The sequence below is a fragment of the Sorangium sp. So ce204 genome, assembly GCF_051526795.1.
GTDB classification, from domain to species: domain Bacteria; phylum Myxococcota_A; class Polyangia; order Polyangiales; family Polyangiaceae; genus Sorangium; species Sorangium cellulosum_B.
In genome coordinates, this window is record NZ_CP150317.1 from 6,849,624 (window position 1) to 6,875,703 (window position 26,080).

23 protein-coding genes are annotated in these 26,080 nt (G+C 71.1%); 12 read left to right on the forward strand and 11 right to left on the reverse strand.

Annotated features, from left to right (window positions below; genetic code table 11):
- Positions 1–47: 47 nt before the first annotated feature.
- Positions 48–680, forward strand: coding sequence for a DUF6151 family protein (locus WMF22_RS25445; RefSeq protein WP_437292594.1), 633 nt, complete (start codon positions 48–50; stop codon positions 678–680).
- A 46-nt stretch (positions 681–726) separates the two neighbouring features.
- Here the strand turns inward: WMF22_RS25445 and WMF22_RS25450 are convergent, their stop codons facing one another.
- Positions 727–1,758, reverse strand: coding sequence for an endonuclease/exonuclease/phosphatase family protein (locus WMF22_RS25450; RefSeq protein WP_438031462.1), 1,032 nt, complete (start codon positions 1,756–1,758; stop codon positions 727–729).
- 222 nt (positions 1,759–1,980) lie between these two features.
- The gene (locus WMF22_RS25455; protein ID WP_438031463.1) at positions 1,981–2,646 is read right to left on the reverse strand and encodes an MmcQ/YjbR family DNA-binding protein; all 666 of its coding nucleotides are present in this window, start codon (positions 2,644–2,646) and stop codon (positions 1,981–1,983) included.
- 126 nt (positions 2,647–2,772) lie between these two features.
- On the opposite strand from WMF22_RS25455, the gene manA reads away from it, so the two are divergent.
- The gene (gene manA, locus WMF22_RS25460) at positions 2,773–3,972 is read left to right on the forward strand and encodes a mannose-6-phosphate isomerase, class I (protein WP_438031464.1); all 1,200 of its coding nucleotides are present in this window, start codon (positions 2,773–2,775) and stop codon (positions 3,970–3,972) included.
- Positions 3,973–4,050: 78 nt separating this feature from the next.
- On the opposite strand, the gene WMF22_RS25465 is transcribed toward manA, so the two are convergent.
- The 5 genes from WMF22_RS25465 to WMF22_RS25485 form a co-directional block, all read right to left on the reverse strand.
- On the reverse strand, positions 4,051–5,316 hold the full coding sequence (locus tag WMF22_RS25465; protein WP_438031465.1) for a GNAT family N-acetyltransferase: 1,266 nt from the start codon (positions 5,314–5,316) through the stop codon (positions 4,051–4,053).
- 591 nt (positions 5,317–5,907) lie between these two features.
- Positions 5,908–6,264, reverse strand: coding sequence for a hypothetical protein (locus WMF22_RS25470; RefSeq protein WP_438031466.1), 357 nt, complete (start codon positions 6,262–6,264; stop codon positions 5,908–5,910).
- Positions 6,261–7,034, reverse strand: coding sequence for a nitrate reductase cytochrome c-type subunit (locus WMF22_RS25475; protein ID WP_437292600.1), 774 nt, complete (start codon positions 7,032–7,034; stop codon positions 6,261–6,263). Before WMF22_RS25475 ends, WMF22_RS25470 begins: the two co-directional genes overlap by 4 nt.
- Complete coding sequence (locus tag WMF22_RS25480; RefSeq protein WP_438031467.1) at positions 7,031–9,454, reverse strand: molybdopterin-dependent oxidoreductase; 2,424 nt, start codon at positions 9,452–9,454, stop codon at positions 7,031–7,033. The genes WMF22_RS25475 and WMF22_RS25480 overlap by 4 nt, the downstream gene beginning before the upstream one ends.
- Positions 9,451–9,693 carry a hypothetical protein gene (locus WMF22_RS25485; protein ID WP_437292602.1) on the reverse strand — a complete coding sequence of 81 codons (243 nt, stop codon included), beginning with the start codon at positions 9,691–9,693 and terminating at the stop codon, positions 9,451–9,453. The genes WMF22_RS25480 and WMF22_RS25485 overlap by 4 nt, the downstream gene beginning before the upstream one ends.
- 276 nt (positions 9,694–9,969) lie before the next feature.
- On the opposite strand from WMF22_RS25485, the gene WMF22_RS25490 reads away from it, so the two are divergent.
- The 4 genes from WMF22_RS25490 to WMF22_RS25505 all read left to right on the forward strand — a co-directional run bounded on the left by WMF22_RS25490 (position 9,970) and on the right by WMF22_RS25505 (position 14,881).
- Entirely contained in the window at positions 9,970–10,590 is a 621-nt protein-coding gene (locus WMF22_RS25490) for a hypothetical protein (RefSeq protein ID WP_438031468.1), read from the forward strand.
- On the forward strand, positions 10,587–11,489 hold the full coding sequence (locus WMF22_RS25495; RefSeq protein ID WP_012237337.1) for a 4Fe-4S dicluster domain-containing protein: 903 nt from the start codon (positions 10,587–10,589) through the stop codon (positions 11,487–11,489). The genes WMF22_RS25490 and WMF22_RS25495 overlap by 4 nt, the downstream gene beginning before the upstream one ends.
- Before the next feature lie 15 nt (positions 11,490–11,504).
- A complete protein-coding gene (gene dsrP / locus WMF22_RS25500) occupies positions 11,505–12,779 on the forward strand; it encodes a sulfate reduction electron transfer complex DsrMKJOP subunit DsrP (protein ID WP_438031469.1) in 1,275 nt (424 codons plus the stop codon).
- Between the two features lie 287 nt (positions 12,780–13,066).
- Positions 13,067–14,881 (forward strand): carboxypeptidase-like regulatory domain-containing protein, encoded by a 1,815-nt coding sequence (locus tag WMF22_RS25505; protein WP_438031470.1) that lies wholly within the window; start codon positions 13,067–13,069, stop codon positions 14,879–14,881.
- 52 nt (positions 14,882–14,933) lie between these two features.
- On the opposite strand, the gene WMF22_RS25510 is transcribed toward WMF22_RS25505, so the two are convergent.
- The gene (locus WMF22_RS25510; protein ID WP_438031471.1) at positions 14,934–15,185 is read right to left on the reverse strand and encodes a hypothetical protein; all 252 of its coding nucleotides are present in this window, start codon (positions 15,183–15,185) and stop codon (positions 14,934–14,936) included.
- A 313-nt stretch (positions 15,186–15,498) separates the two neighbouring features.
- Between WMF22_RS25510 and WMF22_RS25515 the strand changes: the two genes are divergently transcribed.
- Both WMF22_RS25515 and WMF22_RS25520 read left to right on the forward strand, forming a co-directional pair.
- Positions 15,499–17,172, forward strand: a complete 1,674-nt coding sequence (locus WMF22_RS25515; protein ID WP_438031472.1) for a carboxylesterase/lipase family protein — start codon at positions 15,499–15,501, stop codon at positions 17,170–17,172.
- 163 nt (positions 17,173–17,335) lie between these two features.
- Complete coding sequence (locus tag WMF22_RS25520) at positions 17,336–17,971, forward strand: NUDIX hydrolase (protein ID WP_438031473.1); 636 nt, start codon at positions 17,336–17,338, stop codon at positions 17,969–17,971.
- A 73-nt stretch (positions 17,972–18,044) separates the two neighbouring features.
- Here the strand turns inward: WMF22_RS25520 and WMF22_RS25525 are convergent, their stop codons facing one another.
- Positions 18,045–20,150 carry a TonB-dependent receptor plug domain-containing protein gene (locus WMF22_RS25525; protein ID WP_438031474.1) on the reverse strand — a complete coding sequence of 702 codons (2,106 nt, stop codon included), beginning with the start codon at positions 20,148–20,150 and terminating at the stop codon, positions 18,045–18,047.
- Positions 20,151–20,656: 506 nt separating this feature from the next.
- Here WMF22_RS25525 and WMF22_RS25530 point away from each other — a divergent pair.
- On the forward strand, positions 20,657–21,133 hold the full coding sequence (locus WMF22_RS25530; protein ID WP_437292611.1) for a MarR family winged helix-turn-helix transcriptional regulator: 477 nt from the start codon (positions 20,657–20,659) through the stop codon (positions 21,131–21,133).
- 16 nt (positions 21,134–21,149) lie between these two features.
- Complete coding sequence (locus tag WMF22_RS25535) at positions 21,150–21,848, forward strand: hypothetical protein (RefSeq protein ID WP_437292612.1); 699 nt, start codon at positions 21,150–21,152, stop codon at positions 21,846–21,848.
- Between the two features lie 21 nt (positions 21,849–21,869).
- Here the strand turns inward: WMF22_RS25535 and WMF22_RS25540 are convergent, their stop codons facing one another.
- A complete protein-coding gene (locus WMF22_RS25540) occupies positions 21,870–22,463 on the reverse strand; it encodes a TetR/AcrR family transcriptional regulator (protein ID WP_437292613.1) in 594 nt (197 codons plus the stop codon).
- A 5-nt stretch (positions 22,464–22,468) separates the two neighbouring features.
- Positions 22,469–23,056, reverse strand: a complete 588-nt coding sequence (locus WMF22_RS25545; RefSeq protein ID WP_437292614.1) for a DUF3995 domain-containing protein — start codon at positions 23,054–23,056, stop codon at positions 22,469–22,471.
- Positions 23,057–23,643: 587 nt separating this feature from the next.
- Between WMF22_RS25545 and WMF22_RS25550 the strand changes: the two genes are divergently transcribed.
- Positions 23,644–24,702 carry a hypothetical protein gene (locus WMF22_RS25550; protein WP_438031475.1) on the forward strand — a complete coding sequence of 353 codons (1,059 nt, stop codon included), beginning with the start codon at positions 23,644–23,646 and terminating at the stop codon, positions 24,700–24,702.
- Positions 24,703–24,822: 120 nt separating this feature from the next.
- Positions 24,823–25,824 carry a hypothetical protein gene (locus tag WMF22_RS25555; protein WP_438031476.1) on the forward strand — a complete coding sequence of 334 codons (1,002 nt, stop codon included), beginning with the start codon at positions 24,823–24,825 and terminating at the stop codon, positions 25,822–25,824.
- Positions 25,825–26,080: the final 256 nt, after the last annotated feature.

Genomic DNA, 26,080 nt, shown 5'->3' on the forward strand with positions numbered 1-26,080 from the left:
GATGAGAAGCGCGCGCGGCGCGCGTCGAGCCGTGCTATGCGAGCCGAATGTCCAGAGACGTCGAGCTCCAGTGTCGCTGCGGAAAGGTCCACGGATGGCTGCGCGGTGCATCGCCGGACGCGGTGAACCGCGCCGTCTGCTACTGCGACGACTGTCAGGCGTTCTTGCACCACCTCGGCCGCGCCGACCTGCTCGATGAGCAGGGCGGCACGGACATCGTGCAGGTGGCTCCTTCGGCGGTCTCCTTCGACCGCGGCGACGAGTTCGTCGTCGCCGCGCGGCTGGCGCCCAAGGGCCTCTATCGCTGGTACGCGAGCTGCTGCAAGACGCCGCTCGGCAACACGTTGACGCCGCGACTGCCGTTCATCGGCATCACCACCGAGCTGTTCCAGCAAGCCCCGAGCGCGCGCCCGTGCGACGAGATCTTCGGCGCGCCGCGCGGCGCGATCCTGGGCAAGTTCGCCATCGGCGAGCCGCCGCCCGGGTCGCTGAGGCCGAGCGTGCGCTTCCTCGCGCACGTGGCCCGGAAGCTGCTCGGCTGGAAGCTGCGCGGCAAGGCGTGGCCGCATCCGTTCTTCGATCGCGCGAGCGGCAAGCCGAAGTACCCCATCACGGTGCTGTCCGCGGCCGAGCGCGAGGCGCTGCGCCCGCTGTGCGGCCCGCGCCCCGCGCGCGCATGACGGGCCGGCTCGAACCGCCCCCGCTCGTCCTCGCGGCGACGCCGCGCTAGCGCTCCGCCCGCCCTTCGCGCGGGGTGCCGCTCCAGCGCAGATCGGCGACGATGGGGCGGTGATCCGAGCCGAGATCCGGGCCGATCCACGCGCGCTCGGTCGTCCAGCCAGGCCCGGCGAGCACGTGGTCGATGCGGACGCCGAACCAGCGCGTGCGCTTCGTCGCGCCGAACCCCAGGCCGGCGCGCGAGAACGCGTTCTCGAAGCCTGCCCAGAAGCGCCGGTAGATGGCGCTGTCGACCGGCATGTTGAAGTCGCCGGCGATGACGACCGGATAGGGCGCCTCGTCGACCCACTGCCGTGCGAGCTCGGACTCCCAGACACGCAATGCGATGACGCGGTCGTGCTCCGCTGCCTGCTTCCACAGGCCGTGCATCAGCGCCTCGATCGCCTCGCGGGGCGTCTCCAGGTGCAGGTTGAGCAGGCTGAAGACACGGGTCCCGCGCGGCTGCCCTGAGCTCGGCTGTGGCGCGTCCGGCAGCGCGATGGCGTAGCGGAGGATCGCGCCGTGGCCGCCTTTATCCCAGACGTCGCGACGATCCCTGGACTCGACCTTGAGGAGAGGGTGCCGGCTCACAAGGCACATCCCCTGCTCGACGTGGACGGACCACCCCGGGAACGCTGCGCTCAGCTCCGGCTCCGGCGCCGAGCACTCCTGCAGCGCGAGCACGTCGGGCCGGGTCTCGGCCACGAAGCCCTTGAGTCGATCGATGTTCATGGCGCGGCTCCCCGTGTTGAAGGAGGCGACGCGCAGATCGGCGCCGTCGGCGGCTCCTGAGAGGGCGCGGAGCGAGAGCGTGAAACCGAGGATCGGTCCGGCGACGATCGCCGATGCCAGCGCCGCCGGGAGGAGAGCGCGGCGCTGCACGAGGAGCGCGGCGGGCACGATCACGAGGAGAGGTAGGGCGACGATCTGGCGCGGGCCGAAGAGAAAGAGCGTCCCTGGCCACCACCGGTCGCCCACGATGGGCAGGGCGAGCCAGATCGACGCGACCGCGAGGAGGTAGAGCACGGCGACGGCGAGCACGAAGAACCGCAGCCGGCGCCAGCGCGGTGGGGAAGAAGGAGGCCTTTCGGGTTGCGGTTGTGGCTCGGTCGACGCATCCCTGGATGGCTCGCGGTGGCGCATCGATGTTCCTCCGTCGGCGTGTAGAGTCCGTCTCGACGCGCGGGGGCGGCGGCGAACGCACTCAGCCTCACCGGCCGGGCTCGCGGGCCGCGTCCGCTGGCGCCGCCGCGTTCACAAGCGTTATGGACTTCGCCGGCTCTCCTTCTCCACCGCCTTCTTGGCGGGAGACCCCTTCTTCGCCGCCGCCTCCTTGGCGGGAGACCCCTTCTTCGCCGCAGCCTTCTTGGCGGGAGACCCCTTCTCCGCCGCAGCCTTCTTGGCGGGAGACCCCTTCTTCGCCGCAGCCTTCTTGGCGGGAGACCCCTTCTCCGCCGCAGCCTTCTTGGCGGGAGACCCCTGCTCCGCCGCCGCCTTCTTGGCGGGAGTCCCCTTCTTCGCCGCAGCCTTCCCCGCGTTCCCCAAGGCCAGCGCCGCCCCATCCAGCAATTGCAACGCCCGCTTCGGCGCCACAGCGCGATAGCTCTCCTCGATCCACTCGAGCAGCATCGCCTCGGGCACGCGATCCTTCGGGCCGAAGCGCGCCGTCACCCAGCCGCTCTTGCCGAGGTTGTACCCCGTGGGCTCCGCGAACGGCAGCATGAGCGCGGCCTCGCCCGACTGCGGGAGCTTGGCCGTGACATGGAGCTTCCCTTCGTGGGTGTTGAGGAAGACGAAGATCTTCCCGCGCACCTTGGCGACACGGTCGCCCCAGGGGAACTCCTCCACCGCCTCGGGATAGGCCAGCGCGGCGTCGCGCAGCCTTCCAAGGATGGGCGTGAACCTCGCGTCGTCCTGGCGCATCGTCATCCGGCGAGCGTAGAGCGCCCGCACGACCTCGTAAAGCCGGAACGGCGCCTCCTCACAGCCCGCTCAAGAGCTGATTTCTCCGGTGCCATGAGGTAGGGTGACGCCTTGCAGGAGCACGCTATCCCCATGTTTTCGCTCGAGAACCGTGTTCAGGAGTACGCCTGGGGCTCCCGGGACGCCATCGCGACGCTGCTCGGACAGCGCCCCTCCGACAAACCGCAAGCCGAGCTCTGGATGGGAGCCCACCCGGCGGCCTCCTCGTGCATCGAGCTCGACGGGGGTCGAGAGCGCCTGATCGACGCCATCTCCAGGCACGCCGACGCCTTCCTCGGCGGACCGACGCGCGAACGCTTCGGCGCTCGGCTCCCCTTTCTGCTCAAGGTGCTCGCGGCCGACCAGCCGCTGTCGCTGCAGGCACACCCGGACGAAGCGCAGGCGCGGCGCGGGTTCGACGCGGAGAACGCCGCCGGCGTCCCGGTCGACGCCCCCGAGCGCACCTACCGCGACCCGCACCACAAACCCGAGCTCATCTGCGCGCTCACCCCGTTCGACGCCCTCTGCGGTTTCCGGCCGGCCACCGCGCTGCCGGAGGTCTTCGAGCTCCTCGCCCGAGGCCCAGGGGACGCGCTCGTCCCGCGCGGCGCCGATGTGATCGACGCGGCCGCGGTCGCGCGGCTCGTCCAGGGCCTGCTCGCGCTCGAACCGGCCGCCCGGCGAGAGCTCGTGTCCTCGGTGGTCGAGGCGTGCCGCGCACGCGCCCAGGCGGGCGGATGGCTCGCGCGGGCCGCTGGCTGGGCGCTCCGCCTGCACGAGCTCTACCCGGGCGACGTCGGCGTCGTGATCGCGCTCCTGCTCAACGACGTGCACCTCGAGCCGGGCGAGGCCCTGTACCTGCCGCCGCGCCGTCTGCACGCCTATGTGCAAGGGGTCGGGATCGAGATCATGGCGAGCTCCGACAACGTGCTGCGCGGCGGGCTCACGCCGAAGCGCGTCAACGTCGACGAGCTCGTTCGCGTCCTCGATTTCGCGCCGTGGCGTGTCGAGCCCGTCGTGCCGCGCCAGGTGGGCGTGGAGTCCTTTTATGACACCCCAGCGCCGGAGTTCCGGCTCTCCCGCATCGACCTCGACGCCGCGGTCCCCTGGAGGACCGATGACCGCCGAGGCCCCGAGATCGTCCTCTGCACCCGGGGACAGGCCTCGCTGGTCGACGCGCGCGGCGCTGCCCGCGAGCTCCGCCAGGGGGGCTCGATCTTCGTCCCGTTCTCGTCGGGGAGCTACGCCATCGAGGGACACGGCCAGCTCTTCCGGGCCACCGTCGGCCTCTGAGGCCACCGCGAGAGACGCGCCGCGACGCCGGGCAGCGGTCGCATTTCCCCGGCGAGAGCTTCCATGAAGGTGGGGAGATCATTGAGCTGTTCTTCCCATGTTCCCGATGGCGGGATCTCCCTGGGCGACTGCGGGCTCGCCGCGCGGGGTCTCCTGCCCATCCGCGGGCCCGCGCGCGAGCGACCCGGCTGCGGCGCGCCACGTCGCGAGGACGCGCCGCTTCAGCGCGCGGAGCTCGTGCGCGGCGAGCTCGGCGGCGCGGCGGGCGCTGTCGTTCACCGAGGGGCGCGCGGCCCGGAGCTCGATGAGCGGCCGCGCCGATAGCGAGAGGGCCAGCTTGTACTGGCAAGGGCTGTCCAGAAAATCGTACTCGCGCCGCCCCTCCGCGATCGCAGCGCGGATGGCAAAGGCGTGGATCACGGTCCCCGGCCGGAGCCCCTTCGGCAGGTCGACCCTGCGCCCGCACTGGTAGAAATAGATCTTGTTGTTCCAGACAAGGTTATAGAGCGCCGCGATGGGCTCGCCGCGCGCCGAGAGCCACGCGAGATCGAGGGCGCCGCGCTCGAACATCGCAGGCATCACCTCGTCGTGGAACTCGCGGAAGCGCTGCGAGGCGAACACGCCGGCGCGCCCATCGGCCGACCAGCGCTCGGCGTGCAGGCGGAGCAGGATCTCGCGCGCGCGCTCGAGCTCCGCGCGCGTCCTCGCCCGATCGAACGTCAGCGTGCCGCCCGCCCACGCCTCGAGATCGCGCGTCGAGCGGCGCACGAGGTAGCGGCGCGACGCGGAGAGCGCGCTCAGGTACTTCTCCCAGCTGGACGGCAGCGGGATGTAGGGCGAGGCGTCCGTGACCTCGATCCGCGCGTCGATGCCGTGCCGCCGGAGCTCGCGCGAGAGGATCACGGCGAGCGCGCCGTCGGGGCGCATGGCCGGCATCACGAGCTCGTCCCAGGCCCCGAGCGCCGCGCCCGTAAGCGCGCGGGCGAGCGCGTGCGCGACGTCGGCCTCGGCGCCCCGCTCGGCGATGACGCCGAGGTTGCAAGAGCAGACCTCGTCGGCCTGATCCTCCCCCGAGGCGATGAGCTCCAGCCGGCGGAACACGATGCCGCTGCGGTGCCGGCAGCGGCGCTCCAGCAGCGGCGCGAAGCCGACCAGGCGAGACCCATCGAAGAAGAGCGCGGCGCGCAGCGAGCGGCCCTGCGCCCCGAACACGCGCCACCAGGCGAGCATCCAGTCCGGCGTGAGCATCGGCTCGTTCATGCCGCTCCGCCCCATCAGCTCTTCCCACGCCCCACGCATCGCGACGAGCTCGGCGACATCGGTCACCAGGTGAAACCGCAGCATCTCCCCCTCCCTTCCACACAACCCCGCGCGCCGTCCGCCGCCGCTCCGCCGGGCCTCGCAGCAGAGCGACGGCAGCGGCGCTCCCCCTCAGCGCCATGTCCGCTCAGCTCGCAAGCACCAGCGGCGAGCGCGCCGTCCAGGGCATCGCAAGAACGGACCTGGAATGGTCGGAGCCTTATCCGGCGAATCGACACGAGCGCTGCGACACGCCTCAGGACGACATGGCGGACGGCAGGAGCGCGACTCACAATCAGTATACGGTGGATTTGCTGGCTGACAAGAGAATCACCCAACGAATGGAAAGCCAAGGCACAGGGCTGTCCAACCAGGACAAGGACATGGGCAGCCGCGCCGAACCGAGGTGTTCTACCCCGTGTCCGGGCGGCTGCGCGCCTCGCGAGCGGCGCTCGCCGCGCGCGGATTGGCCGAGGGCGCCTGCTCGGTCGGCATGTTCATTCGTCCACGACGTGGATCGGCTTCAGCCAGTTACGAAAGGTGAGCCGCCGGCAGATCGCGCGGGCACTGTAGAGGGCATGCGGTCGCCCCGGTGACTCTGCTCATCGGGAGATGGCGCCACGCGTGCGCGGCGCGCTATCCGAGCGCGTCCTCGAGCCGGACGCGCACGAGGCGCACGCCGGAGGGCCCCCGGAGCAGCGTGTCCCACCACTCCGAGCCCGCGAAGCGATAACGGATCTGCACCCCGAGCGCGGTCCCGTCGCCGAGCGCGCGGCGGGCGAGGGCGAGCTCGCCGCCCGCGCTGCCGGCCCGCTGGAGATCCCCCGCGCGGGAGGTCGCACCGGCCTTGAGCGACACCGAGACGAGCTCCGCGGCCTCGGCGAGGTCGAAGAAGAGCTGATCGAGGGTCGCCTCGTCGAGCACCGCCTCCTGCAAGGGAGGCAGCGGGATCTCGGGAGCGACATCCGTCTCATGCCTGGAGGGGAGCTTCATGGCCTGTCCGCTCCCACGCTCGGCGGCGGCCACGCCGAGAGGGGCCTGGGCGCGCGCTGATCCAGCTCGGCCGAAGGCGCGTGGCACTGGGTGCAGCTCTGCCGGTAAGGGTGGGTCGAGCGAATGCCCAGGGCGCCATGGACGCCATGGCAGCTCGCGCACTCCGAGCGCATCAGCGTCGGGTGCGGGATCGTGGGCGGCGCGCCCTCGTAGGCGCGGGCGCCTCGCCGCGGCGACGGCATGCCAGCAAAGGTGTTGTCGGGCGGAGGCGGCGTCTCCGCGAGCGGCCTCGGGTCGGCGCCGACGACATGGCACTGCGTGCAGCTCTCGTAGCGACGGTGGCTCATCCTGGGCGCTGTGAGGTTCGCGACGCGCAGCCCGCGCTCGTGGCACGAGAGGCAATCCGGGGCGCCGAGCTGCTCGATGCGATGCGGGATCGTGGGCGGCGCGCCGTCGTAGGCGCGGCGGGAAGCGCGCCGCTCGAGCGCCGCCTCTCGATCGGCCTCCGACGGCTCGACAGGCGCGTAGAGATCGGCGTCCGCCGCCTCGAGCCGTGCGAATGCGCCCTCGTACATGCCGGCGTTCGGGCCGTGCGCGCGCTCGCGCATGTCGGCGTAGCTGCGCGCCTCGACGCTCGCCGAGGGCGGAGCGGGATCGCCGCGCAGCTCGGCGACCCCCTGCTCCGTGCCGCGGACCCCCGAGAAGTAGCCCGCCGCCGCGACGGCGACGATCGCGGCGAGGCCGACGTGCAGGCCGCGGGCGTCCTTCATCGCGCCTCTCCCCGCTTGCCCTGCGGCTTGCGACGGATCCTGACCGCGCATTTCTTGTAGTCCGGCTGCTTCGAGAGCGGATCGTGCGCCTCGAGCGTCGCGCGGTTCACCATCACGGTCTCATCGAAGAACGGCACGAACACCGTGCCAGGCGGCGGCGCGCCCCTGCCCTCGATCCAGACAGGCAGCTCGAGCGCGCCGCGCCGGCTCTCCAGGATCACGACCTCGCCGTCGCCGACACCGAGCCTCCGCGCGTCCTCGCGGCTCATCTCCAGGTACGACTGCGGCATCGCCCGCTGCAGCTGGGGTATCCTCATGGTGAGCGACCCCGTGTGCCAGTGCTCGAGGACGCGGCCCGTGCACAGCCAGAAGGGATACTCCGCGTCGGGCGACTCGGGCGGCGGCTCGTAGGGGTGAAACCAGATGAGCGCCCGGTCGTCCTTGGTCACCGAGTGGTAAAACTGGATCTCCGCCTTCGTGGCATAAGGGTCGTCGAACCTCGCGAAGCGGAACCGCGTCTCCCGCCACGAGCCGTCGGGCTGCTCGACGACGGGCCAGCGCAGGCCTCGCGCCTTGACGTACTCGCGGTACGGCGCCAGGTCCTTGTGCTTGAACCGGCTGAACTCGCGGTACTCCTCGAAGAGCTGCTCGTCGACGTTGACGTCGTGGTAATGCTTGTAGTCCCAGACCGGCACCTCCTTGCCGTCCTTCCGGATGTCGAACAGGAAACGGCCGTCCTTGTCCTTCATCCCGGCGAAGCCCATGTCGTGGAGCTTGCGCGCCACGGCGATGATCTGCCATGCATCGTCCCGCGCCTCGCCGGGCGGCTCGACCATCTTGAACCACTGCTGCGTGCGGCGCTCGGAGTTGCCGAACATCCCGTTCTTCTCGACCCACATGGCCGAGGGCAACACGAGATCCGCGGCGCGCACCGTGGCCGTCGGGTAGACGTCGGACACGATCAGGAACTTGCCCGGGATCTTGCGGCTCGCGTCGAAGAGCTCGTTCGTGTTCGGCAACGACTGGCCTGGATTGGTCACCATCACCCAGATCGTGTCGATGTCGCCCCCCTGCTCCTTCGGGGTCGAGAAGCGCTTCCAGAGGTCGACCGTGTGGTAGCCGGGCTTCGGGTTGATCCGCCCCTCGGGCAGGTTCCAGAGGTGCTCGGCCTCTTTCCGGTGCTCTGCGTTCGTGACGACGAGGCCGCCGGGGAGCCCGTGGGCCAGCGTGCCGACCTCGCGCACCGTGCCGCAGGCCGACGGCTGGCCCGTCAGGCTGGTCGGGGCGTCGCCGGGCTTGCCGAAATGGCCGCTGAGCAGGTGCACGCCGTGCACCAGATCGTTGATCGCGGTGCCGCGGGTGTGCTGGTTCATCCCCATGCACCAGAGGCTCGTGATCCTCAGATCGCGGCGCCCGAAGAGATCCGCCAGCATCCGGATGTCCTTCGCGGCGACGCCCGAGATCGCCTCCACCCGCTCCGGCGTGTACTCGGCGAGCGCCGTCCTGTACTCCTCGAAGCTCATCGGCTGCCCGTCGAGGGTCGGGGGCTCGGTCCGCTTGCGGAAGTTGCAGAACCTGTCGACGAACGCCCGGTCGAACGTCCCGCGCTCGACGAGCAGGTGCGCGATGCCGTTCGCGATCGCGAGATCGGTGTTCGGCTTGAAAACCAGCGTGTGCTGGCAGAAGGCCGAGGTGCGGGTGCGCCGCGTCGTGAGATCGATGAGGAGCACCTGCTCGCCCCTCGACCGCCGGTCGACGACGCGCGAGAAGAGCACGGGGTGCATCTCGGCCGGGTTGTTCCCCCACATGAGGAGGACATCGCACCTGTCGAGATCCTCGTAGCAGCCGGCCGGCTCGTCCACGCCGTAGGTGGAGAGGAAGCCTGTCACCGCGGACGACATGCAGAGGCGCGCGTTCGGGTCGATCTGGTTGTTCCCGAGCCCCGCCTTCACGAGCTTGTTCGCCGCGTACCCCTCGGGGATCGTCCACTGGCCGCTGCCGTAGAGCGCGAACCCCGCCGGGTTCTGCATCGCGCGCCGCGCGACGATCGCGATGGCCTCATCCCAGCCGATGGGCTCGAGCTTGCCGTTCTTGCGGAGCAGCGGCTTCGTGAGCCGATCTCTGCCGTAGAGGGCGAGGCCGACGTGATACCCCTTCACGCAGAGCAGGCCCTTGTTGACGTCCGCGCTCTGGTCGCCCGCGACCGCGACAACGCGGCCCCCTCGCACGCCCACCTGGACGTGGCAGCCGGTGCCGCAGAACCTGCACGGCGCCTTGTTCCAGACCACATCGGAGGCGCTCCCCGCCCCGGGCGCCGCCTGCGCGGCGGCGACGCCGTCCTTGCCCAGCGCGAGCCGACTGGCGGCCACGGTCGCCGCGCCCATCGCGGAGCACCTCAGAAAGTCGCGGCGATCCATCATGGCTCCAGATCCGAGAAGTCGACCGAGACCACATCGACGAAGTCCACCCCATCGGTGCGGAACACCCGCTCCACGAGCTCTTCCCCCGCGAGCAGGGTCGCTGTCTCGGCGATCGCGGGCAGCCTCGAACCACACGGCGGACCGAGCGAGAGCGCCGCCTCCGCGGCGAGCGAGCGACACGCCCGCGCTCGCGCGCTGGGCTCATCGGAGAGCGTGATAACAAGAGCACTGAGGGGCATCGGAACGCCTGTCTGGGGTTGATCGGGTGGATGTGATCGAGCGGGTCGAGCGTCGGCTCACGACATCGCAAGGTCCACGCCACGCGAGATCGTCGCCGGGACGCCCGTCCATCGCGGCCTGCGCCCAGCGCCTCACCGGAGATCCCTGGCGCGCGCGGACCGCGGGGCAGCGCAAACGGTGCGTCCGGACGCGCTCCCTGCACCGCGCCGAGCCGCGGGCCGCGGCGCCGCCCCGGACGCGCGCGATGGCACGTGGCGTGCGATGTGAATCGACCCGTGCACTCCTCTCTTCATCTTCCCGGGGCCGCCGCGATCCTGGGGCTCCTGTGCGTGGCGCACGCGGCAGGCTGCCAGGATCGCGACCAGCCGCTCGGGCTGCGCCCCGCGCTCGACGCGACGCCGATCGCCTCCGCGAGCATCCACCGCCCTGACAAGCTCTCCGGTGTCGCCACGGACAAGCGGGACTCGCTGGGCCGGCCGATCCGCGCGGCGTGCGTGACGTGCCACTCGCTCCGCAGGCCCGACGCGCTGCCGACCTCGACGGCGGAGCTCGACGAGTTCCACGTCGGGCTGAGGTTCGAGCACGGCGGGCTGAGCTGCGCCTCGTGCCACGTGATCGGCGAGCAGGACACGCTGCGCAAGGCCGATGGCGCGCTCCTCCCGATGCGCGACGCCATGCAGCTCTGCGCCCAGTGCCACGGCCCGCAGCTCCGCGACTACGCGAACGGGGCTCATGGCGGGATGAACGGCAGTTACGCGGGCGGCGCGCGGGTGCGCAACCACTGCGTCGACTGCCACGATCCGCACGTGCCGGCGTTCCAGCCGTCGATGCCCGTCCTGCCCCCGCGCGACCGCTTCGTGGAGGCGCGCGGCGCAGGAGAAGGAGCCCACAGATGACCCAGACATCCAGGCGCGTCGCGCTCAAGGTGCTCGGAGCCACGCTCGGCGCCTCCGCGTTCGCCCACGCGATGGAGCCGCTCCGCGCGTGGAGCAAGGACCTCTCGCTCGATCAGTTCCTGCAGCGCCATTACAAGGAGCTCACGCGGGAAGAGCTCGCCGAGGTCATCGACCGCCTCGAGCGAGAGACGCGCGAGGAGTACGGCCGCGAGGTCACGATCCGCGACGTCCGCCCGCAGGAAGGGGTGCAGTTCGGCTACGCGCTCAGCCTGAGCGTGTGCATCGGCTGCCGCAAGTGCGTGGAGGCGTGCCACGTGGAGAACAACCACGATCGGCGCACGAACAACTCCTACATCCGCGTGCTCGAGATGGATCAGGGCAGCTTCGACATGGAGAAGGGCGACGCGACGTACGAGCACGCCGTGCCCGCGAAGGGCAAGTACTACCTGCCGGTGCAGTGCCAGCAGTGCGACAACGCGCCTTGCGTGAAGGTCTGCCCCGTCCAGGCGACCTGGAAGGAGCCCGACGGCATCGTCGCCGTCGATTACAACTGGTGCATCGGCTGCCGCTACTGCGAGGCCGCCTGCCCCTACCACGCGCGGCGCTTCAACTGGACGAAGCCCGAGGTGCCCGCGGACGAGATCAACCCGGACCAGGGCTACCTGTCGAACCGCATCCGGCCCCAGGGCGTCGTGGAGAAATGCACCTTCTGCCTGCATCGGACGCGCGAGGGCCGGATGCCGGCCTGCCTCGAGGCCTGCCCCACGGGCGCGCGCGTCTTCGGCAACCTCCTGGATCCGAAGAGCGAGATCCGCTGGGTGCTCGAGAACAAGCGGATCTTCATCCTCAAGGAGGAGCTCGGCACGCGGCCGCGCTTCTTCTACTTCTTCGACGTCTGAGCGAGCGGAGCCACGATGGGCAAGGACACACACGCCATCACCTACCCGCGCTTCCTGCTCCGGGTCATCGGCCAGAGCTTCGAGGGCTCGTGGCGCTTCTATCTCTGGATGACCGTGCTCACGGCGATCGCCCTCGTCGGCGCGAACGCCTGGGCCCACCAGCTCGCCGAGGGCATGCGGGTCACCGGCATGAGCGATCACGTCTCGTGGGGCCTTTACATCGCGAACTTCACCTTCGGCGTGGGGCTCGCGGCGGGCGCCGTGATGATGGTGATCCCGGCGTACCTCTACGACGACCACGAGATGCACGACGTCGTGATCCTCGGCGAGCTGCTCGCGATCGCCGCCATCGTCGTGTGCCTCCTGTTCATCGTGGCCGACATGGGGCGCCCGGACAGGTTCTGGCACATCTTGCCCGGGCTCGGGCGGTTCAACTGGCCGATCTCGATGCTGACCTGGGACGTCATCGTCCTGAACGGCTATCTGTTCATCAACCTGCACATCTCGGGTTACCTCATCTACACGAGGTACCTGGGCAGGAAGCCGGACAGGAAGTGGTATCTGCCCTTCGTGTTCCTGTCGATCGGCTGGGCGGTGTCGATCCACACGGTGACGGCGTTCCTCTACTCGGGCCTCGGCGGCCGCCCCTTCTGGAACTCGGCGCTGCTCGCCCCCCGCTTCATCGCCTCTGCCTTCATCACGGGCCCGGCCTTCGTGATCCTGCTGCTCCAGCTCGTCGCCCGGCTGACCCGGTTTCGCGTGGGCGACGGGCCGATCCGCACGCTCACCTCCGTGCTCCGCGTGACCGTCCTGCTCAACCTGTTCATGCTGGGCTCGGAGCTCTTCACGTCGCTCTACACCGGCGGCACGCACGGCGCCGCGGTGACCTACCTGTTCTTCGGCCTGCACGGCAAGAGCGCGCTCGTGCCGTGGATCTGGTCGGCGGTCGCGCTGAACGTGGCCTCCGCGGCGCTCCTGCACCTGCCGGCGAGCCGCGGGAGCCGCGCCTACCTCAACGCGGCCTGCGTCGCCGCCTTCGCCGGCGTCTGGATCGAGAAGGGCATGGGCCTCATCATCCCGGGCTTCGTGCCGAGCACCCTGCACGAGCTCGTCGAGTACGTGCCCTCGATGGCCGAGTGGAAGATCACGGCGGGCATCTGGGCCGTCGGGTTCATGGTGCTCACGATCGCCATCAAGGTCGCGCTGACGGTGCTCACCGGCGAGATGTCGGTCGAGCCGCGCTCCGGCGCCCCCCGCACGGACGAGCACGCGCCGCCGCTCGCGCAATAGCGCTGCTGTGTGCCTCAGCGCGCCGCCGGACACACCTCTGGCGTCGCGCGAGCGCGCGTGTCGGCCTGCGTGGTCGTTGGCCCGGAAAGTGGCACTTCCTCGGACAATATAAAAGCTGAGCCGTCCACGGATCGCCCGGGCACTGCAGGGGGCATGTGCTGGCCAGCTCGTTCACCCAGGGCGAGAGAGGCAATCTCCTCATGTCATCCAGATTGCCCGGGCGAGTGAGCGCTGAGCCTCGCTGGCGACCGCGTCGCATTTCAACTTACAAGAGGGAGGACACTTCAATGAAAGTTGCCGAGTACGCTCGTCTGGCCGCGCAGGCCGCCGCAATCGCTCTCCCGCTCGTCGCGCTGGGCTGCGGGCCTGACCCGGAGAAGGCCGGCGATGAATGTGCTCCGGATGACGGCTGCCCGAACGGCCTCGTGTGCGCCGACGGCGGCGAGGATCACATCTGTTATGCGCCGCCGGGCGCCGGCTGCGATGCGGGCGGCACCGACTATTGCCTGGGCGATGCCGTCTGCGGCGACGACGGCACATGCCGAGTTCCGCTCGGAGGCCCCTGCGCCGGGGACGCGAAGGACTTCTGCGCAGAAGGCACGACGTGCGGCGCTGACGGAACCTGCCAGACCCCGCCTGGCGGCGCGTGCGATCCAGCGGGCCCCGATCTCTGCCTCGACGACGCGGTCTGCGGCAAGACGCGAGACGGCGGGGGAATCTGTGGCATCGCCGAAGGCGGCGCGTGCGATCCGGAGGCCCCGCTGTGCGCGGGCGGGCTCACCTGCGCCGAGCTCGTCGCAGGCGGCCATGCGTGTTATCCGCCCGTGCTGGCGAGAGGGAGCGTCTTCGACTCCGAGAGCACCGCGGGCATCGAGGGCGCGCTCGTTCTCGCGCTCGACGATCAGGCGACCGCGATCACGGACGTGACGACCACCGACGCCGCAGGGAATTACGTGCTCGAGGTGCCGGTGCCTCGCACGGAGGACGGCGCGCCGATCGGGGACGTGATCTTCACGCTGCGGGCGAGCGCGCAGGACCACCAGCCCTTCCCGGGCGGGCTCCGCACCGCCCTGCCGATCGCCTCGAGCGAGGCGACGTCGGGCGACGACGGGTGGAGCATCGAGACCGCGCTCACGGATATCGCGCTGATCCCGCTGCCCGAGGACCAGCGGGGGCTGCCGAGCATCTCGGGCGCGGTGCTCGCGGACGAGCAGTCCGGCGGCGTGCTCGTCGTGGCCGAGGACGAGGGCGGCAAGGGGTTCAGCGCGGTGACCGATCGCGGCGGCGCCTACACGATCTTCAACGTACCGGCCGGCGGCTACTCGGTGAGCGGCTACGCGGCGGGGCTCGCGCTCGATCCGAAGGCCGCGGAGGTCGGTGACACGGCGGTGACGGGCGTGGATCTGGCGCGCTCGGACGCCGCCCTCGGCACCCTGACTGGCACGCTCAACATCGTCGACGCTCCTGGCGGTTCGACCACCAGCGTCGTGGTCGTCGTCGCGTCCACGTTCAACGACGCCTTCGTCCGCGGGGAGGTGCCGCGCGGGCTGCGCACGCCGCTCAGCGGGCCGCCCGACGTGAGCGGCGAGTTCAGCATCTCCGGCGTGCCCGCGGGCAAATACGTGGTGCTGGCCGCGTTCGAGAACGACAGCCTCGTCCGCGATCCCGATCCGAACATCGCCGGCACGCAGCTCGTCACCGTGGAGATGCCGAGCCCCGGCGAGGACGTCTCGCTGCCGACCTCGTTCAAGATCACCGAGTCGCTGCCGTTGATCGGCCCGGGCGCGACGGATCCCGAGCCGGTGACGGCCGCGCCCACGCTCCGGTGGGGAGACGACGCCAGCGAGGACTTCTATACCGTGGTCGTCTACAACGCCTATGGCGACCTCGTGTGGTGCCTCGGGGACGACCCGACGTGCGCTGGGCCGAGCATCCCGGGATCGAGCGGCGTCGACGAGGTCTCGGTCGAGTACGGCGGTCCCCTCGATCCGGGCATGTACTATCAGTTCCGCGTGACCTCCTGGCGCTCCCCGGGCGGCGAGCCGGGCGCCATCTCCGCGACAGAGGATCTGCGCGGCGTCTTCTACGTCACAGGCCAGTAACGACCCCCCAGGCGTCCCGGCATGGACAGCGGAGCCCGCGGCGCCGCCCCGCTCACTCGGCGACGATCGCGATGGAAACCGGCAGCGCCCCGATCGCCGCCGTGACCACGCCATCCTCGTACGAGAAGGGCACCACGCGATCTTCCTCGAAGTCGATCGACGCGACAGTGACCTGCGTCGGGCTCGCGTCCACGGGGAAGCTCGCCGTCACCCCTACCTGCTCCACCACACCTGCGCTGTACTCGTGGTTGATCACGTGGAGCACCGTGCGGCCGTCCGCGAGGCGCACGAGGTTGTGGCTCATCGCCGAAGCCCCTGGACGCCCAGCGCCGCCCGCGATCCCGTCTTTCCCATGAGTTGCCATGGGCACAGAAGGAGTTCGTGCCCTTCGCCATGTCAAGGTGGCCCTGTCCCACGGCACGAAGCTGTCACCGTGAGAGCTTCTCAGACATCGACGTCAAATTCCAGCACCACCGCTCGCCCTTCATGGTTGAATTCCGCGTGCACAGAACGTCGCTCCGCCGACTGGCGGCCTTCATCGCCCCCTACGTCCTCGGCGCCGCGCTCTCCTTTTCCCACGATCCTGCATTCACGATTTGCTCTTGATGGAGACGATCATGCCCATTCGACCTTCATTGTCGCACACCATTCTTCTTGGCCTGCTCGCTGCCGCCTGCGGCTCGAGCGAGCCGGCTCTGGAGGGCGCCGGTGGCGCGGGCGGCGCCGGTGGCTCGGGCGGCGCCGGTGGCTCGGGCGGCGCCGGTGGCTCGGGCGGCGAGGCGGCGGCGCCGCTCGTCGAGACGGAGGCGGGTCCGGTGGAGGGCGCGCTCGTGGGCGCGACGCGCGCCTTCCTGGGCATCCCGTATGCCGCGCCGCCGGTCGGGGAGCTGCGCTGGAGATCGCCCGCGCCGCACGCGCCGTGGACCGAGCCGCGGGCTGCCGTCGAGGTGGGCATCCCCTGCTCGCAGCTGAACCTGCTCACCCCGGGCTTCAATGAGAGCTCGGGAGAGGACTGCCTCACCCTGAACGTCTGGGCGCCCGAGCGCCCGGCGTCCTCGTCCCTACCCGTCCTCGTCTGGATCCATGGCGGCGGCTTCGAGCTCGGCAGCGGCGGGGAGGCCGATTACGACGGCCGGGCGCTCTCCGAGGCGACCGGATCGGTGGTTGTCACCTTCAACTACCGCCTTGGCCCGCTCGGGTTCCTCGCCCTCCCGGAGCTCAAGTCGGAGGATCCCGATCACCCCTCGACGGGCGCGTACGGCCTGGAGGACCAGCGCGCCGCGCTCGAATGGGTCAAGGCCAACATCGCCGCGTTCGGCGGGGATCCTGGAAGGGTCACCCTGTTCGGCGAGTCCGCGGGCGGCATCAGCGTCTGCATGCACCTTGTGTCGCCCAGGAGCAAAGGCCTGTTCCAGACCGCCATCATCGAGAGCGGACCGTGCGACTCCGCCGCGGACGAGGCGACGGCCAGCGCGCAGGGGCAAGAGTTCGTCGAGGCGCTGGGCTGCGCCGACGCGCCTTCCGTCCTCGAGTGCCTTCGCGGCAAGTCGGCCGAGGAGATCATGAGCGCGCTGCCGCGGGGCGCGGCCTTCCTCGAGGGCGCCGGCCCGACGTGGTTCCCTGTCGTCGACGGGTGGAACCTCCCCGACACGCCGGGCAAGCTCCTCGAGGCCGGGAGCTTCGAGAAGGTGCCGACGATCCTCGGCAGCAACGCGGACGAGGGCACGCTCTTCGTCACGCTCTGGGGCGAGTCCGCGGCGGTCGCCGACGACGCCGCGTTCGAGGCGTTCGCCGAGACGCTCGCCCCGGGACACGGCGAGGAGGTGGTGGCGCTCTACCCGAGCGAGACCTACGGCTCGGCGCAGGCGGCGGCGATCGCGGCGCTGGGCGACTCGATGTTCGTGTGCCCGACGCGGCGGGCGGCGCGCGCGATCGCGGGCGGCGGAGCGGCGACGTATCTCTATCATTTCACCTATGCGCCCGAGAGCTCGCTGCTCGGCGATCTCGGCGCCTTCCATTCTGCCGAGATCAAGTTCGTGTTCGGCAACCCGACGCTGGTGTTGCCGGAGCCGCTGACCGACGGTGAGCTCGAGATGTCGCAGCAGATCATGGGGTACTGGTCGCGCCACGCGGCGAGCGGGGACCCCAACGGCGAGGGCGCCGTCGCGTGGCCGAGGTATGAAGCGGAGGGGGACGAGAGCCTCACCCTCGGTCTCGACATCGCGCCGCAGGCCGGCCTGAAGGGAGAGCTCTGCGACGCATGGGACACCTTCGCCACGGCGGCCCTCTGACGGTGCTCGCGCGGAGGGCCGCGGCGCGTCACGCCATGGCCGAGGCCCGGCGAGCGGCCTGCGCGGCTTGAGTCTTGAGTCCGGGCCCGCCGCGAGCGCGATCCCCGAGCGCCGCCGCCGCCGCGCGCTAAATAGCGATAGATATTATGCTATCCTGACCACGGTGCTCTCCTCCTACGACCTCGCCGCCATCATGGCCCGCCTCGACGGGCGCGAGGCCGCGCTCGACCTGCTCACGCAGGAGCGCCAGGCCGCGGTCGCCGCTATCTTGCGGGCGCCGGCGGGGCCTCTGGGCGCGGCGTTCGATCCTCTTGCGGGGGGCCGGGAGCCCGGGGAGGCCGAGCTCCTCCTGATCCGCCGGGCCGATCACCCGGCCGATCCCTGGTCGGGGCACATGGCGCTCCCGGGCGGGCGGCGCGAGCCGGCGGACGAGAGCCTGCTCGCCACCGCGATCCGCGAGACGCGGGAGGAGGTGGGGATCGATCTCGCGGCGCACGGGACCCTGCTCGCGCGCCTGCCCGAGGTCCCCGCGGTCGCGCGCGGGCGGCGCGCCGGGATGATCGTCGCCCCGTTCGTCTTCGCCCTGCGCTCCACGCCGGAGCTCACCCTGAGCGGCGAGGTGGCCGAGGCGCTCTGGACGCCGCTCGGGCCGCTCGCGCGCGGCGAGCGCACCTCGCGTTATGCGTACACGCACGAGGGAAACGTCCTCCAGCTCCCGTGCCTGCTCGTGGACGAGCGGGTCGTCTGGGGGCTGACGTACCTCATGCTGAAGCAGCTCTTCGAGGTGCTCCACCGGTAGCTCCCGCAGCCGCCGGATCAGCCGGTCTGCCGCGGCGTCGCCGGCCGCGTTCCCCGTTCCCCTCGGCTTCCCCTCAGAAACCGCCCTCGATCGCGAGCCCCGGCATCGTGATGGGCCCGATCTTCCGCGGCGTGCACCCGCTGTCATCGCAGCTCACGTCGAACACCTCCTTCGCCAGCGTCGCGTTCTGCACGTCGAAGACGAGCCCGAGGTAGCTCCGCGCGCCCAGCGCCCAGCGCTTCGACAGGCGCATGTCGAGCCGGTAGAACGGCGCGACGCGATCCGGGTGCTCGCTCGGGGGGCGGCCCGGGGCGGCCTCGTCGGCGGGAAAGCCGGTGTAGAAGACGTGGCGGATCCCGGCGCGCCAGCCCCCGCCGAGGTCGTAGAGCAGCGCGAGGTGCGCCACGTGCGTCCGGTCGTAGGCGGAGGGGATCGTCGACCCGCCCCGCGTGCGCGTGGAGCGCGACAGCGTGTACGACGCCAGGAAGAACATGTCGCGGCGGAGCGCCCCGCGCGCCCCGAGCTCCAGACCGTACGTGTCGCCGAGGCTCCGCGTGAGGAAGCGCTCCGTGCTGAGGGTCGTGCCTCGGCCCGTCCCGATCGGATCACTCAGGCCGAAGGTCGCCTGTCGAAACACCGTGGCGCTGAGGTTGACGGGGCCCGCGTCGACCTCGACGCCGAAGCTCGACTGCAGGCTGCGCTGCAGCCCCCCCGGGATGCCGCCGATCTGGAGCGCCGGCAGCGGGGCGAGGCCGGGCAGCTGCGAGGCGAGGCCGAACGCCGGGATGAGCCGCACGTGGTCGCCGATTCCGAAGCGGCCGACGATCCTCGGGTCGACGGCGAGCGCGCTCTTGCCGAGCGAGGTGTAGTGGTCCACGCGCACGCCGGGCGTGATCGTCGAGCGCTCGTCGAGCACGAGCAGCGCGTCGGCCCACGCGCCCAGCGCGAGGTCGAGCCGGCTGCGGAAGAGCTCGGGGAAGCTCTCGTCGAGCTGGGCCGTCCCCTCGGCGGGCGTGTCCTCCTCGGCGGACGCGCCCTCGGCGGACGCGCCGCCTCCGGGCTCGCCGTCCGACGCGCCGGGGCGCGGCGTCACCACGTAACGGTCGACCGCGGCGTCGACGCCCACCCGCACGAGCGCGCGCCCGCCGAGGAGGGGCCGGGCCAGGCTCATCCGCGCGTTGAGCTTCCACGCCTCGGCGCTCTCCACGCCGACCCCGCGCGACCGGTCGAGCCCGAGGGTGAGCGCCGATCGGACGCGCGCGCCCGACGCGGCGTCGTCTCGGTCGTAGCGCATGTCCAGGCGGTGGAAGTCGCTGTCGAGGAGGACGTCGGTCACCTCGGCGCCGCCCTCCTCGCCGATGCTGGCGAGGTAGTCGTACGCGCCGAAGGCGAACACGGTGATGCGCTCCTCCGGCCCGAGCCGGTGCGTCATCCGGCCCTGGTAGTCGGCGTAGCCCACGTCGACGCTCGGGACGAGCGCCGACGTGAGCGCCGCGCCGGCGGCGTAGCGCCCTCCCACGAGGACGTGGGTGTCCCTGTCCATCGGCCCCTCCACGACGCCGCCGAGGTCGACGAACCGGAGGCTCCCCTCCCCGCGCCAGACGTCGGACGGCGGCGCGCTCTCGGCCTCGATCGCCGCGCCCGCGAGCCGCCCGATGTCCGCGGGATAGGGGCCGAGGTGCATCTCGACGCGCTGGACCATCGCGGCCGGGATGACGCTGGGGCCGGCGCCCACGTGAAAGAGGAGCGGGACCTGGATGCCGTTGAAGAAGTAGCCGATGTTCCCCGGCGGCGCGCCGCGGATGTAGTAGTACGGCATGCCGCTCGCGATGGAGGTCACGCCGGGCTGGATCTCGATGGCGCGGTAGGGGTCGCCGAGCGCGCCGGGCAGCTCGCGGACGTCGCGCCGCGTGAGCGAGACCGAACCCGGCGGAGCCCGGTTGCCCTCGACGGTGACCTCGATCCCGGCGGGCGCGGCGGCCTGTCCTTCGGTGACCACGGGAGCCGGCGGCTCGGCCGGGGCCGCGCCGGGCGCCTGCGCCGCCTCGGTTCCTGCCGGCTCACCGGCTCCCGCCGGCTCACCGGCCGGGCGGCCTGCAGGTTGAGGGCGCGCCTCGCCCGCATGCAAGGTGGCGGCGGCCGCGAGCGCGAGGGAGAAGAGTGCGCCTGGGGATCTCACGCGGATGTCGTAAATGCGCCGCCGGGCAGCCGGGAGAACCTCCCCCGTGGCGCCCCGGAATTAGCAAATCCAGCGGCTCGACGGAAGCCAGGGAGTCCATGCACGCCCGGCCCCCCACGCGCCCTGGACGCGTCTCCGCGCTCGCGAGGCGCCCGTCGGCCCCATCGACGGGCGGCGCGTCCCCTCACCCGATCCGGGGAGACAAAAAACAGAGCGCCCATTCGACGGCGGGGGGGGGAAGCCGTCACGGGCGCTCTGGCCTCCATGCTTAGCAGGACACGGGCCAAGGCTCTCCCCTTCTCTGTTCCTGGGGTTACCCTTAAGGACACCCCCGACATCTTTCGATTCTGAAATCTATGCTTTCAAACATGGCATGGGATCCGCGCCTTGAAACATCCCGCCGGGCCTCCCTGCCGCGCCGAGCTCCCTGAGATGCAAGCCAGGCCGAGGACGTCGGCACAGCACTCAATTTGACAGGTAGCTGTCAATATGACAGGTTACTTCCAATGACGAGGCTCACCGCGGAGGCGACCGCGCTCAGCGAGCTGGTGCTCGAGGTGTTCCGCTTGAATGGTCTGGCGCTCGAGGCCGGGGACGCCCTGGCCAGGCCGGCGGGGCTCACGAGCGCGCGCTGGCAGGTGCTCGGCGTCGTCGACCACGGCCCTGCGCCGGTCTCGAACGTCGCTCGGACGATGGGGCTGACCCGCCAGGGCGTGCAGCAGATAGCCGACGCCCTCGAGCGCGAAGGGTTCGTCGAGTATGTCGAGAACCCTCACCACCGCACGGCCAAGCTCATCGCGATGACGGCGGCAGGGCGCGAGGCCCTGCGGCAGGTGGAGGCGCGCCACGCCGCGTGGGCAGATCGGATCGGCAAGCGGCTCGACCTGTCGAGCCTGCACGCGACCCTCGATGCGCTGCGACAGGCCCGACGTGTGCTCGAAGAGGACGCGGCGTCGCCTGCGCGACCCGCTCGAAAGGCGTGATCCCATGAGCGGAGCGATGACGATTCCCGTGCTCCCGTGCGTGTCGCTGCCCGAGACCCTGGCGTTCTACGGCGCCCTGGGCTTCGAGGTCACCCACCAGCAGACAGCGCCGAACGTGTATGCGGCGACGCGCCGCGGGGAGGTCCACCTGCACTTCATGGGCCTCAAGGGGCTGGATCCCAGACAGGCGTACAGCACGTGCCTTGTGATCGTCCCCGAGGTCGAGCAGCTCCACGAGACGTTCGCGGAGGGGCTGCGGCGGGCGTACGGCAAGCTGCCGATCTCCGGCCTGCCCAGGATCTCGCGCATGAAGAAGGGGCAGAGCCGCTTCACGGTGGTCGACGTCGCGGGCAACTCGGTGATCTTCATCCGGCGGGACGCGCCGGACGACGACGAGGGGGCCGCCGGATCGCGCTCGGACTCGAGGCTGGGCAAGGCCCTGCGCGCGGCGGCGCGGCTGCGCGACTTCAAGAACGACGACGCCGCGGCCGCCAAGGTCCTCGACGTGGCGCTCGCCCGGAAGGGGCCGGACGACCCGCTCGAGCGCGCCCGCGCCCTCGCCGCCCGGCTGGAGCTCGCTGTCGCCCTGGGTGAACAGGCGCGCGCCCGCGCCCTGCGCGACGAGATCGACGAGGCGCCGCTCTCCGACGAGGAGCGCGCCCTGCTCCGGCCTCAGCTCGACGCGGTGGACGCGCTCGATCGGTCGCAGCGATAGGCGCGCCCGCGCCGCCAGGCCTCACGTCGCTCGCCGCCTCCGCGCCGCGCCCGGCGGACGCGCGACACGCTCGTCCTTGGCCAGGAGCTCGAGCGCGCGATCGAGCGCGAGCCCCAGCGAGCGCGCGCCCTCGGCCGAGAGGTCGGAGAAGAGCATCTGCGCGCCGACGAAGGCCGCGTACTCCAGCCGCGCGAGCAGCAAGGCGGCGCCGCGCGCGCGCCCCTCGGAGGCGTACAGGGACGCCAGGTACTCGACGCGGCGCGCGTCGACGCGCCGAAGCACGGCCGCGGCGCGCTCGTCTCGGAGCGCCCACGCCCGCACGGCGAGCTCGAGCCGGCCGTCGAGCGAGCGCACGACCGCGGAGAGCCGCTGCCGCTTCTGCTCGGCGCTCCCGCCCGCCTCGGCGTGGTGGATCGGCGCCGACGTCTGCCGCTCCTCCCAGCGAGCGAGGAGCGCCGCGAGGAACGCCGCGACGTCCTCGAAGTGGTGATAGAACGAGCCCTTCGTTCGCCCGAGCCTCGCGCAGAGCCCGTCGATCGTCAGCGCGCCCTCGCCGCCGTCGCGGAGCGCGTCGAGCCCCTTGTCGAGCCAGTCGTTCCTCGAGGTGCGCGCCATGCGGGTCAGTCGAGCGTGGCGCCCGCGACGGCGGCCGCGAGGGTGAGCGAGAGCGGCGAGTACACGAGGCGGTTCAGCCGGTGATACGGCAGCGCGCGCGTGCCGGGCCGCAGGCGAGCGTCGAGGTAGCCGCCGACGCCCCGCGCCCCGAGCACCAGCGCGACGGCCCACGCGCCGAGCCGGAGCAGCGCCTGCGAACCGCCGCCGCCGTACCGCTGGGCCAGCACCAGCGCGGCGGACGACGCGAGGAGACACGCCACGACGAGACACGCGCCCAGGGAAGGAAAGGGACTCCCCTTCGGCAAGCCGACCACCATCTCCACCTTCTCGTGCCGCGCATCCCCGGGCCACGCGCCTCCCAGGCCCCAGTAGACGTGGATCGCCGCGAGCCCCCCGAGGGCGCCGCCCGACGCCAGGGCAAGCACGTCGCGCCGTGGGACCCCGACACCCAGCGCCCCGGCCGCGCACAGGATCGCGAGCAGGCCGAGCAGCGTCCACGGAGACACCCGGCGCGGCGCCCCGAGCCGGGATACGCCGGCGACAAGCACGATGAGCGCGGCGACGACCGCCGCGCTCGATAGAAGTGAATCCATCAGGGCCTCACCTTCAAACAATACCATACGGTATGGTTTGGACCTGGACAAGCGTCTGCTCCTCCTGAACGCACGGCACAGGGACCGTCGCTGTGGCGCTCCGCCACGGACGCTCCGGAGCCACGCGAGGCCCTCGGCTGCTCAGGTTGCCCTCGCCCGCCGCCGCGCGCGCTGCCCGCACCTCCCTGCGCGCGCCGCCCGCCACGCCCTGCGCGGCCCGATCCCCGCCGGCAGCGCGGCAGCGCCACCGTGCTTTCCACCCTCCGCGGTGAGATTCTCACGAAAAGCGCGCGATCAACAAATGCTGAGATCTTCTCGGGGCCTATCGTAAAATACATTCGATATACACTCGAGTCATCGCGCCTTCACGACAGATTCGGCTTCCTTGTCCTCGCCTGCCCAAGTATGAAATAGGCGTGCGAGCTCTCCTTGGCTCCGAAGTGACAAGGGCGCCGCGCGCCCCCGGTCGGGTCGCCTCGCCGGCGTGAAGGAGCGGGAAGAGAGAGGCTTGGGGCAGCGCCGAGCGATCGTCGCGGTGCCCCCTGCCGAAGAGCCGAAACGCGACACGCGAGAGAAGGACCATCACGATGAGGAGAAGGAAGGACCCGTTCGGCATCGCGCTCGCGCTCGCCGGCGCCGGCAGCTTCGCGGGCTGCTGGGAAGGCGGCGCTGTCCAGATCTATTCGTGCAACGAGCCGTGCTTCAGCCTGGATGCTCACGAGTGCAATGATCCGTGCCCCGTGTGCGACGGCGCGTGCGTGCCGCCGCCGCCGTCGCTCGGGTTCGACGATCCCATCCTGCTCTGGAGGGGCGACGCGACAGGCGGGACGTCCCCACCGGAGTGCCCGGTGGAGGCGCCGGATCTCCTGTTCGACGGTTACAGCGGGTTCGGCGGCGAGCACACGTGTCCGACGTGCCTTTGCACGAAGCCCTCTTGCGAGCTGCCTTCAGGCCTTCTGGGGAGCGCCTCGGCCACGTGCGACGGGACCGCGTCCACGTCGTTCGCCGCCCCCGAGGGGTGGAGCGGCGCGTGCACGGCGCCGGCCGCGGCGACCTCGGGCGAGCTCGGCGCGCTCCTCATCCCGGCGCCGACCGTGAGCGCGTGCGCCCCGGCGCACGATCCCGGAGGAGCGCCGCCCGAGCTGGCCGCCCCCGCGAGCACCCGGGTGCGCGCGTGCACCGGCGCGGCCGACAAGAACAAGTGCAGAGATCCCTCGACGATGTGTGTCGCGGCCCCCAGGCAGCGGTCCGGGGGCTTCACGATGTGCATCCGCTATCTCCTCCAGCACACGCCGGAGTGCCCTGAGCCGTATCCCGATCTGCTGGCGGTCGCCGAGGGCTTCGACGACACGCGCAGCTGCACGCCTTGCGCGTGCGAGCAGCTCGAGGACGCCACGTGCGCCGCGCTCGTGTCGGTCTACGAGGACGGCGCCTGTCGCGAGCTCCTCGGCGCAGAGACGGTGACGATGGCCGGGCCAAAGTGCGTCGCGGGGCCGGATCTGCGGCTCGAGAGCATGGAGGCGCGATGGATCAGGGACGACCCAGGCCGGTGCGCCCCGACCGGAGGAGTCGCCACGGGCCAGGTGACGCCGGAGAGCCTGGCCTACTATTGCTGCCAGTCAGACGAGGTCATCCCTATCTACTGATGACCCCGCCCGCCAAGGGCTGTTCGACCCGGACGCCCCATTGAGCGAGGATGCGACTTCGTGTACCCGTGCGTGTGCTTCGCGGCTATAAGAGCGAATCACGCGAAAGGGAGAGCGGATATGCGAATCGCACGATGGTGCTTCTGGATCGCGCTCGCCGCGGCCGGTTGCAGCGCGTCCAACCGCGGCACGTCCGCGACGGAGGCCGACCCGTCCTCGGGCGCCGGAGAGAGCGGCGAAGGGAGCGGTGAAGGGGGCGGCGCGGGCGGCCAGGACGACCCGTTTGGCTCCGGCGCCGATATCGGCGGGAACAGCGGAGACGTCGGGAATGGGGGCAATGGGAGTGGGGCCCCTGACAACGGGTGCATCGAGCGAGCATCCCTCGTGTATGTGCTCTCACAGGACAACGAGCTCTACAGCTTCAGGCCCGATCGCAAGGAGTTCACGAAGATTGGTGTCCTGGGGTGCCGGACCGGCATGGATCCGAACTCGATGGCGATCGATCGCAACGCGGTGGCGTGGGTCAACTACGTGGAGCCCGACGACAGCGAGGGGACGTTGTTCAAGGTCAGCACCGAGGACGCGAGCTGCGAGCCCTCCGGGGCCACGCTCGCCGGCGGGTGGGCCCGGCTCGGCATGGGCTTCTCGAGCGACCTCTCGCGCCCGGACACCGAGGAGCTGTTCGTGGCGGGCGCCACGGGCACGCCGGGCATCGGGCTGGGGAGGATCGACGGCCCGTCGGTGACGCCGGTCGGCGAGTTCAGCGGCTCGATGCGCGACATCTCGGCGGAGCTCACCGGCACCGGGGATGGACGCCTCTTCGGCTTCTTCACGACCACCCCGGTGCAGCTCGCCGAGATCGACAAGGAGACCGGCGAGATCATCGAGGCCACGGACCTGCCGGGCATCGAGACCCCCAGCGCCTGGGCGTTCTCGTTCTGGGGTGGCGACTTCTATTTCTACACCGCCCCGAGCGAGCTCGGGTCCCCGTCGCGCACCACCAACGTGAGCCGCTATCGCCCGTCCGACGGCTCGATCGACACGGACTACATGACGAACATCGGCTTCCGCATCGTCGGCGCCGGCGTCTCGACCTGTGCCCCCCTAGATCTCCCCCGCTAGAGCGACGGTCGCCCGCTTCGGATACGGGCCCATCTCGACGTTTTCGGTGCTCAGCGTACGAGAGTACGCTTCCGCGCCGAAAACGCCGATCTGGGCCCGTCTCCTGTGCGGGCGACCGCCGCTCTGATCGGCATGGTGCATGAGGTGGGCGGAATGGGAGGAGCCTTGGGACGGAGGACGGACTCGTCAGGGGGGTCCTTGATGGCATCAGGGACGGAGCCGGGAAGCGCGCTCCCGGCGGGACAGGCGTCTACCG

Excerpts from the sequence above, each read along its gene's own strand:
- WMF22_RS25470 (WP_438031466.1), bottom strand. The coding sequence starts at position 6,264 with ATGAAGCTCCCCTCCAGGCATGAGACGGATGTCGCTCCCGAGATCCCG.
- WMF22_RS25495 (WP_012237337.1), top strand. The coding sequence starts at position 10,587 with ATGACCCAGACATCCAGGCGCGTCGCGCTCAAGGTGCTCGGAGCCACG.
- WMF22_RS25555 (WP_438031476.1), top strand. The coding sequence starts at position 24,823 with ATGCGAATCGCACGATGGTGCTTCTGGATCGCGCTCGCCGCGGCCGGT.
- WMF22_RS25510 (WP_438031471.1), bottom strand. The coding sequence starts at position 15,185 with ATGAGCCACAACCTCGTGCGCCTCGCGGACGGCCGCACGGTGCTCCAC.
- WMF22_RS25515 (WP_438031472.1), top strand. The coding sequence starts at position 15,499 with ATGCCCATTCGACCTTCATTGTCGCACACCATTCTTCTTGGCCTGCTC.
- dsrP (WP_438031469.1), top strand. The coding sequence starts at position 11,505 with ATGGGCAAGGACACACACGCCATCACCTACCCGCGCTTCCTGCTCCGG.
- WMF22_RS25475 (WP_437292600.1), bottom strand. The coding sequence starts at position 7,034 with ATGAAGGACGCCCGCGGCCTGCACGTCGGCCTCGCCGCGATCGTCGCC.
- WMF22_RS25485 (WP_437292602.1), bottom strand. The coding sequence starts at position 9,693 with ATGCCCCTCAGTGCTCTTGTTATCACGCTCTCCGATGAGCCCAGCGCG.
- WMF22_RS25530 (WP_437292611.1), top strand. The coding sequence starts at position 20,657 with ATGACGAGGCTCACCGCGGAGGCGACCGCGCTCAGCGAGCTGGTGCTC.
- WMF22_RS25535 (WP_437292612.1), top strand. The coding sequence starts at position 21,150 with ATGACGATTCCCGTGCTCCCGTGCGTGTCGCTGCCCGAGACCCTGGCG.
- WMF22_RS25505 (WP_438031470.1), top strand. The coding sequence starts at position 13,067 with ATGAAAGTTGCCGAGTACGCTCGTCTGGCCGCGCAGGCCGCCGCAATC.
- manA (WP_438031464.1), top strand. The coding sequence starts at position 2,773 with ATGTTTTCGCTCGAGAACCGTGTTCAGGAGTACGCCTGGGGCTCCCGG.
- WMF22_RS25445 (WP_437292594.1), top strand. The coding sequence starts at position 48 with ATGTCCAGAGACGTCGAGCTCCAGTGTCGCTGCGGAAAGGTCCACGGA.
- WMF22_RS25455 (WP_438031463.1), bottom strand. The coding sequence starts at position 2,646 with ATGACGATGCGCCAGGACGACGCGAGGTTCACGCCCATCCTTGGAAGG.
- WMF22_RS25545 (WP_437292614.1), bottom strand. The coding sequence starts at position 23,056 with ATGGATTCACTTCTATCGAGCGCGGCGGTCGTCGCCGCGCTCATCGTG.
- WMF22_RS25480 (WP_438031467.1), bottom strand. The coding sequence starts at position 9,454 with ATGATGGATCGCCGCGACTTTCTGAGGTGCTCCGCGATGGGCGCGGCG.
- WMF22_RS25465 (WP_438031465.1), bottom strand. The coding sequence starts at position 5,316 with ATGCTGCGGTTTCACCTGGTGACCGATGTCGCCGAGCTCGTCGCGATG.
- WMF22_RS25550 (WP_438031475.1), top strand. The coding sequence starts at position 23,644 with ATGAGGAGAAGGAAGGACCCGTTCGGCATCGCGCTCGCGCTCGCCGGC.
- WMF22_RS25540 (WP_437292613.1), bottom strand. The coding sequence starts at position 22,463 with ATGGCGCGCACCTCGAGGAACGACTGGCTCGACAAGGGGCTCGACGCG.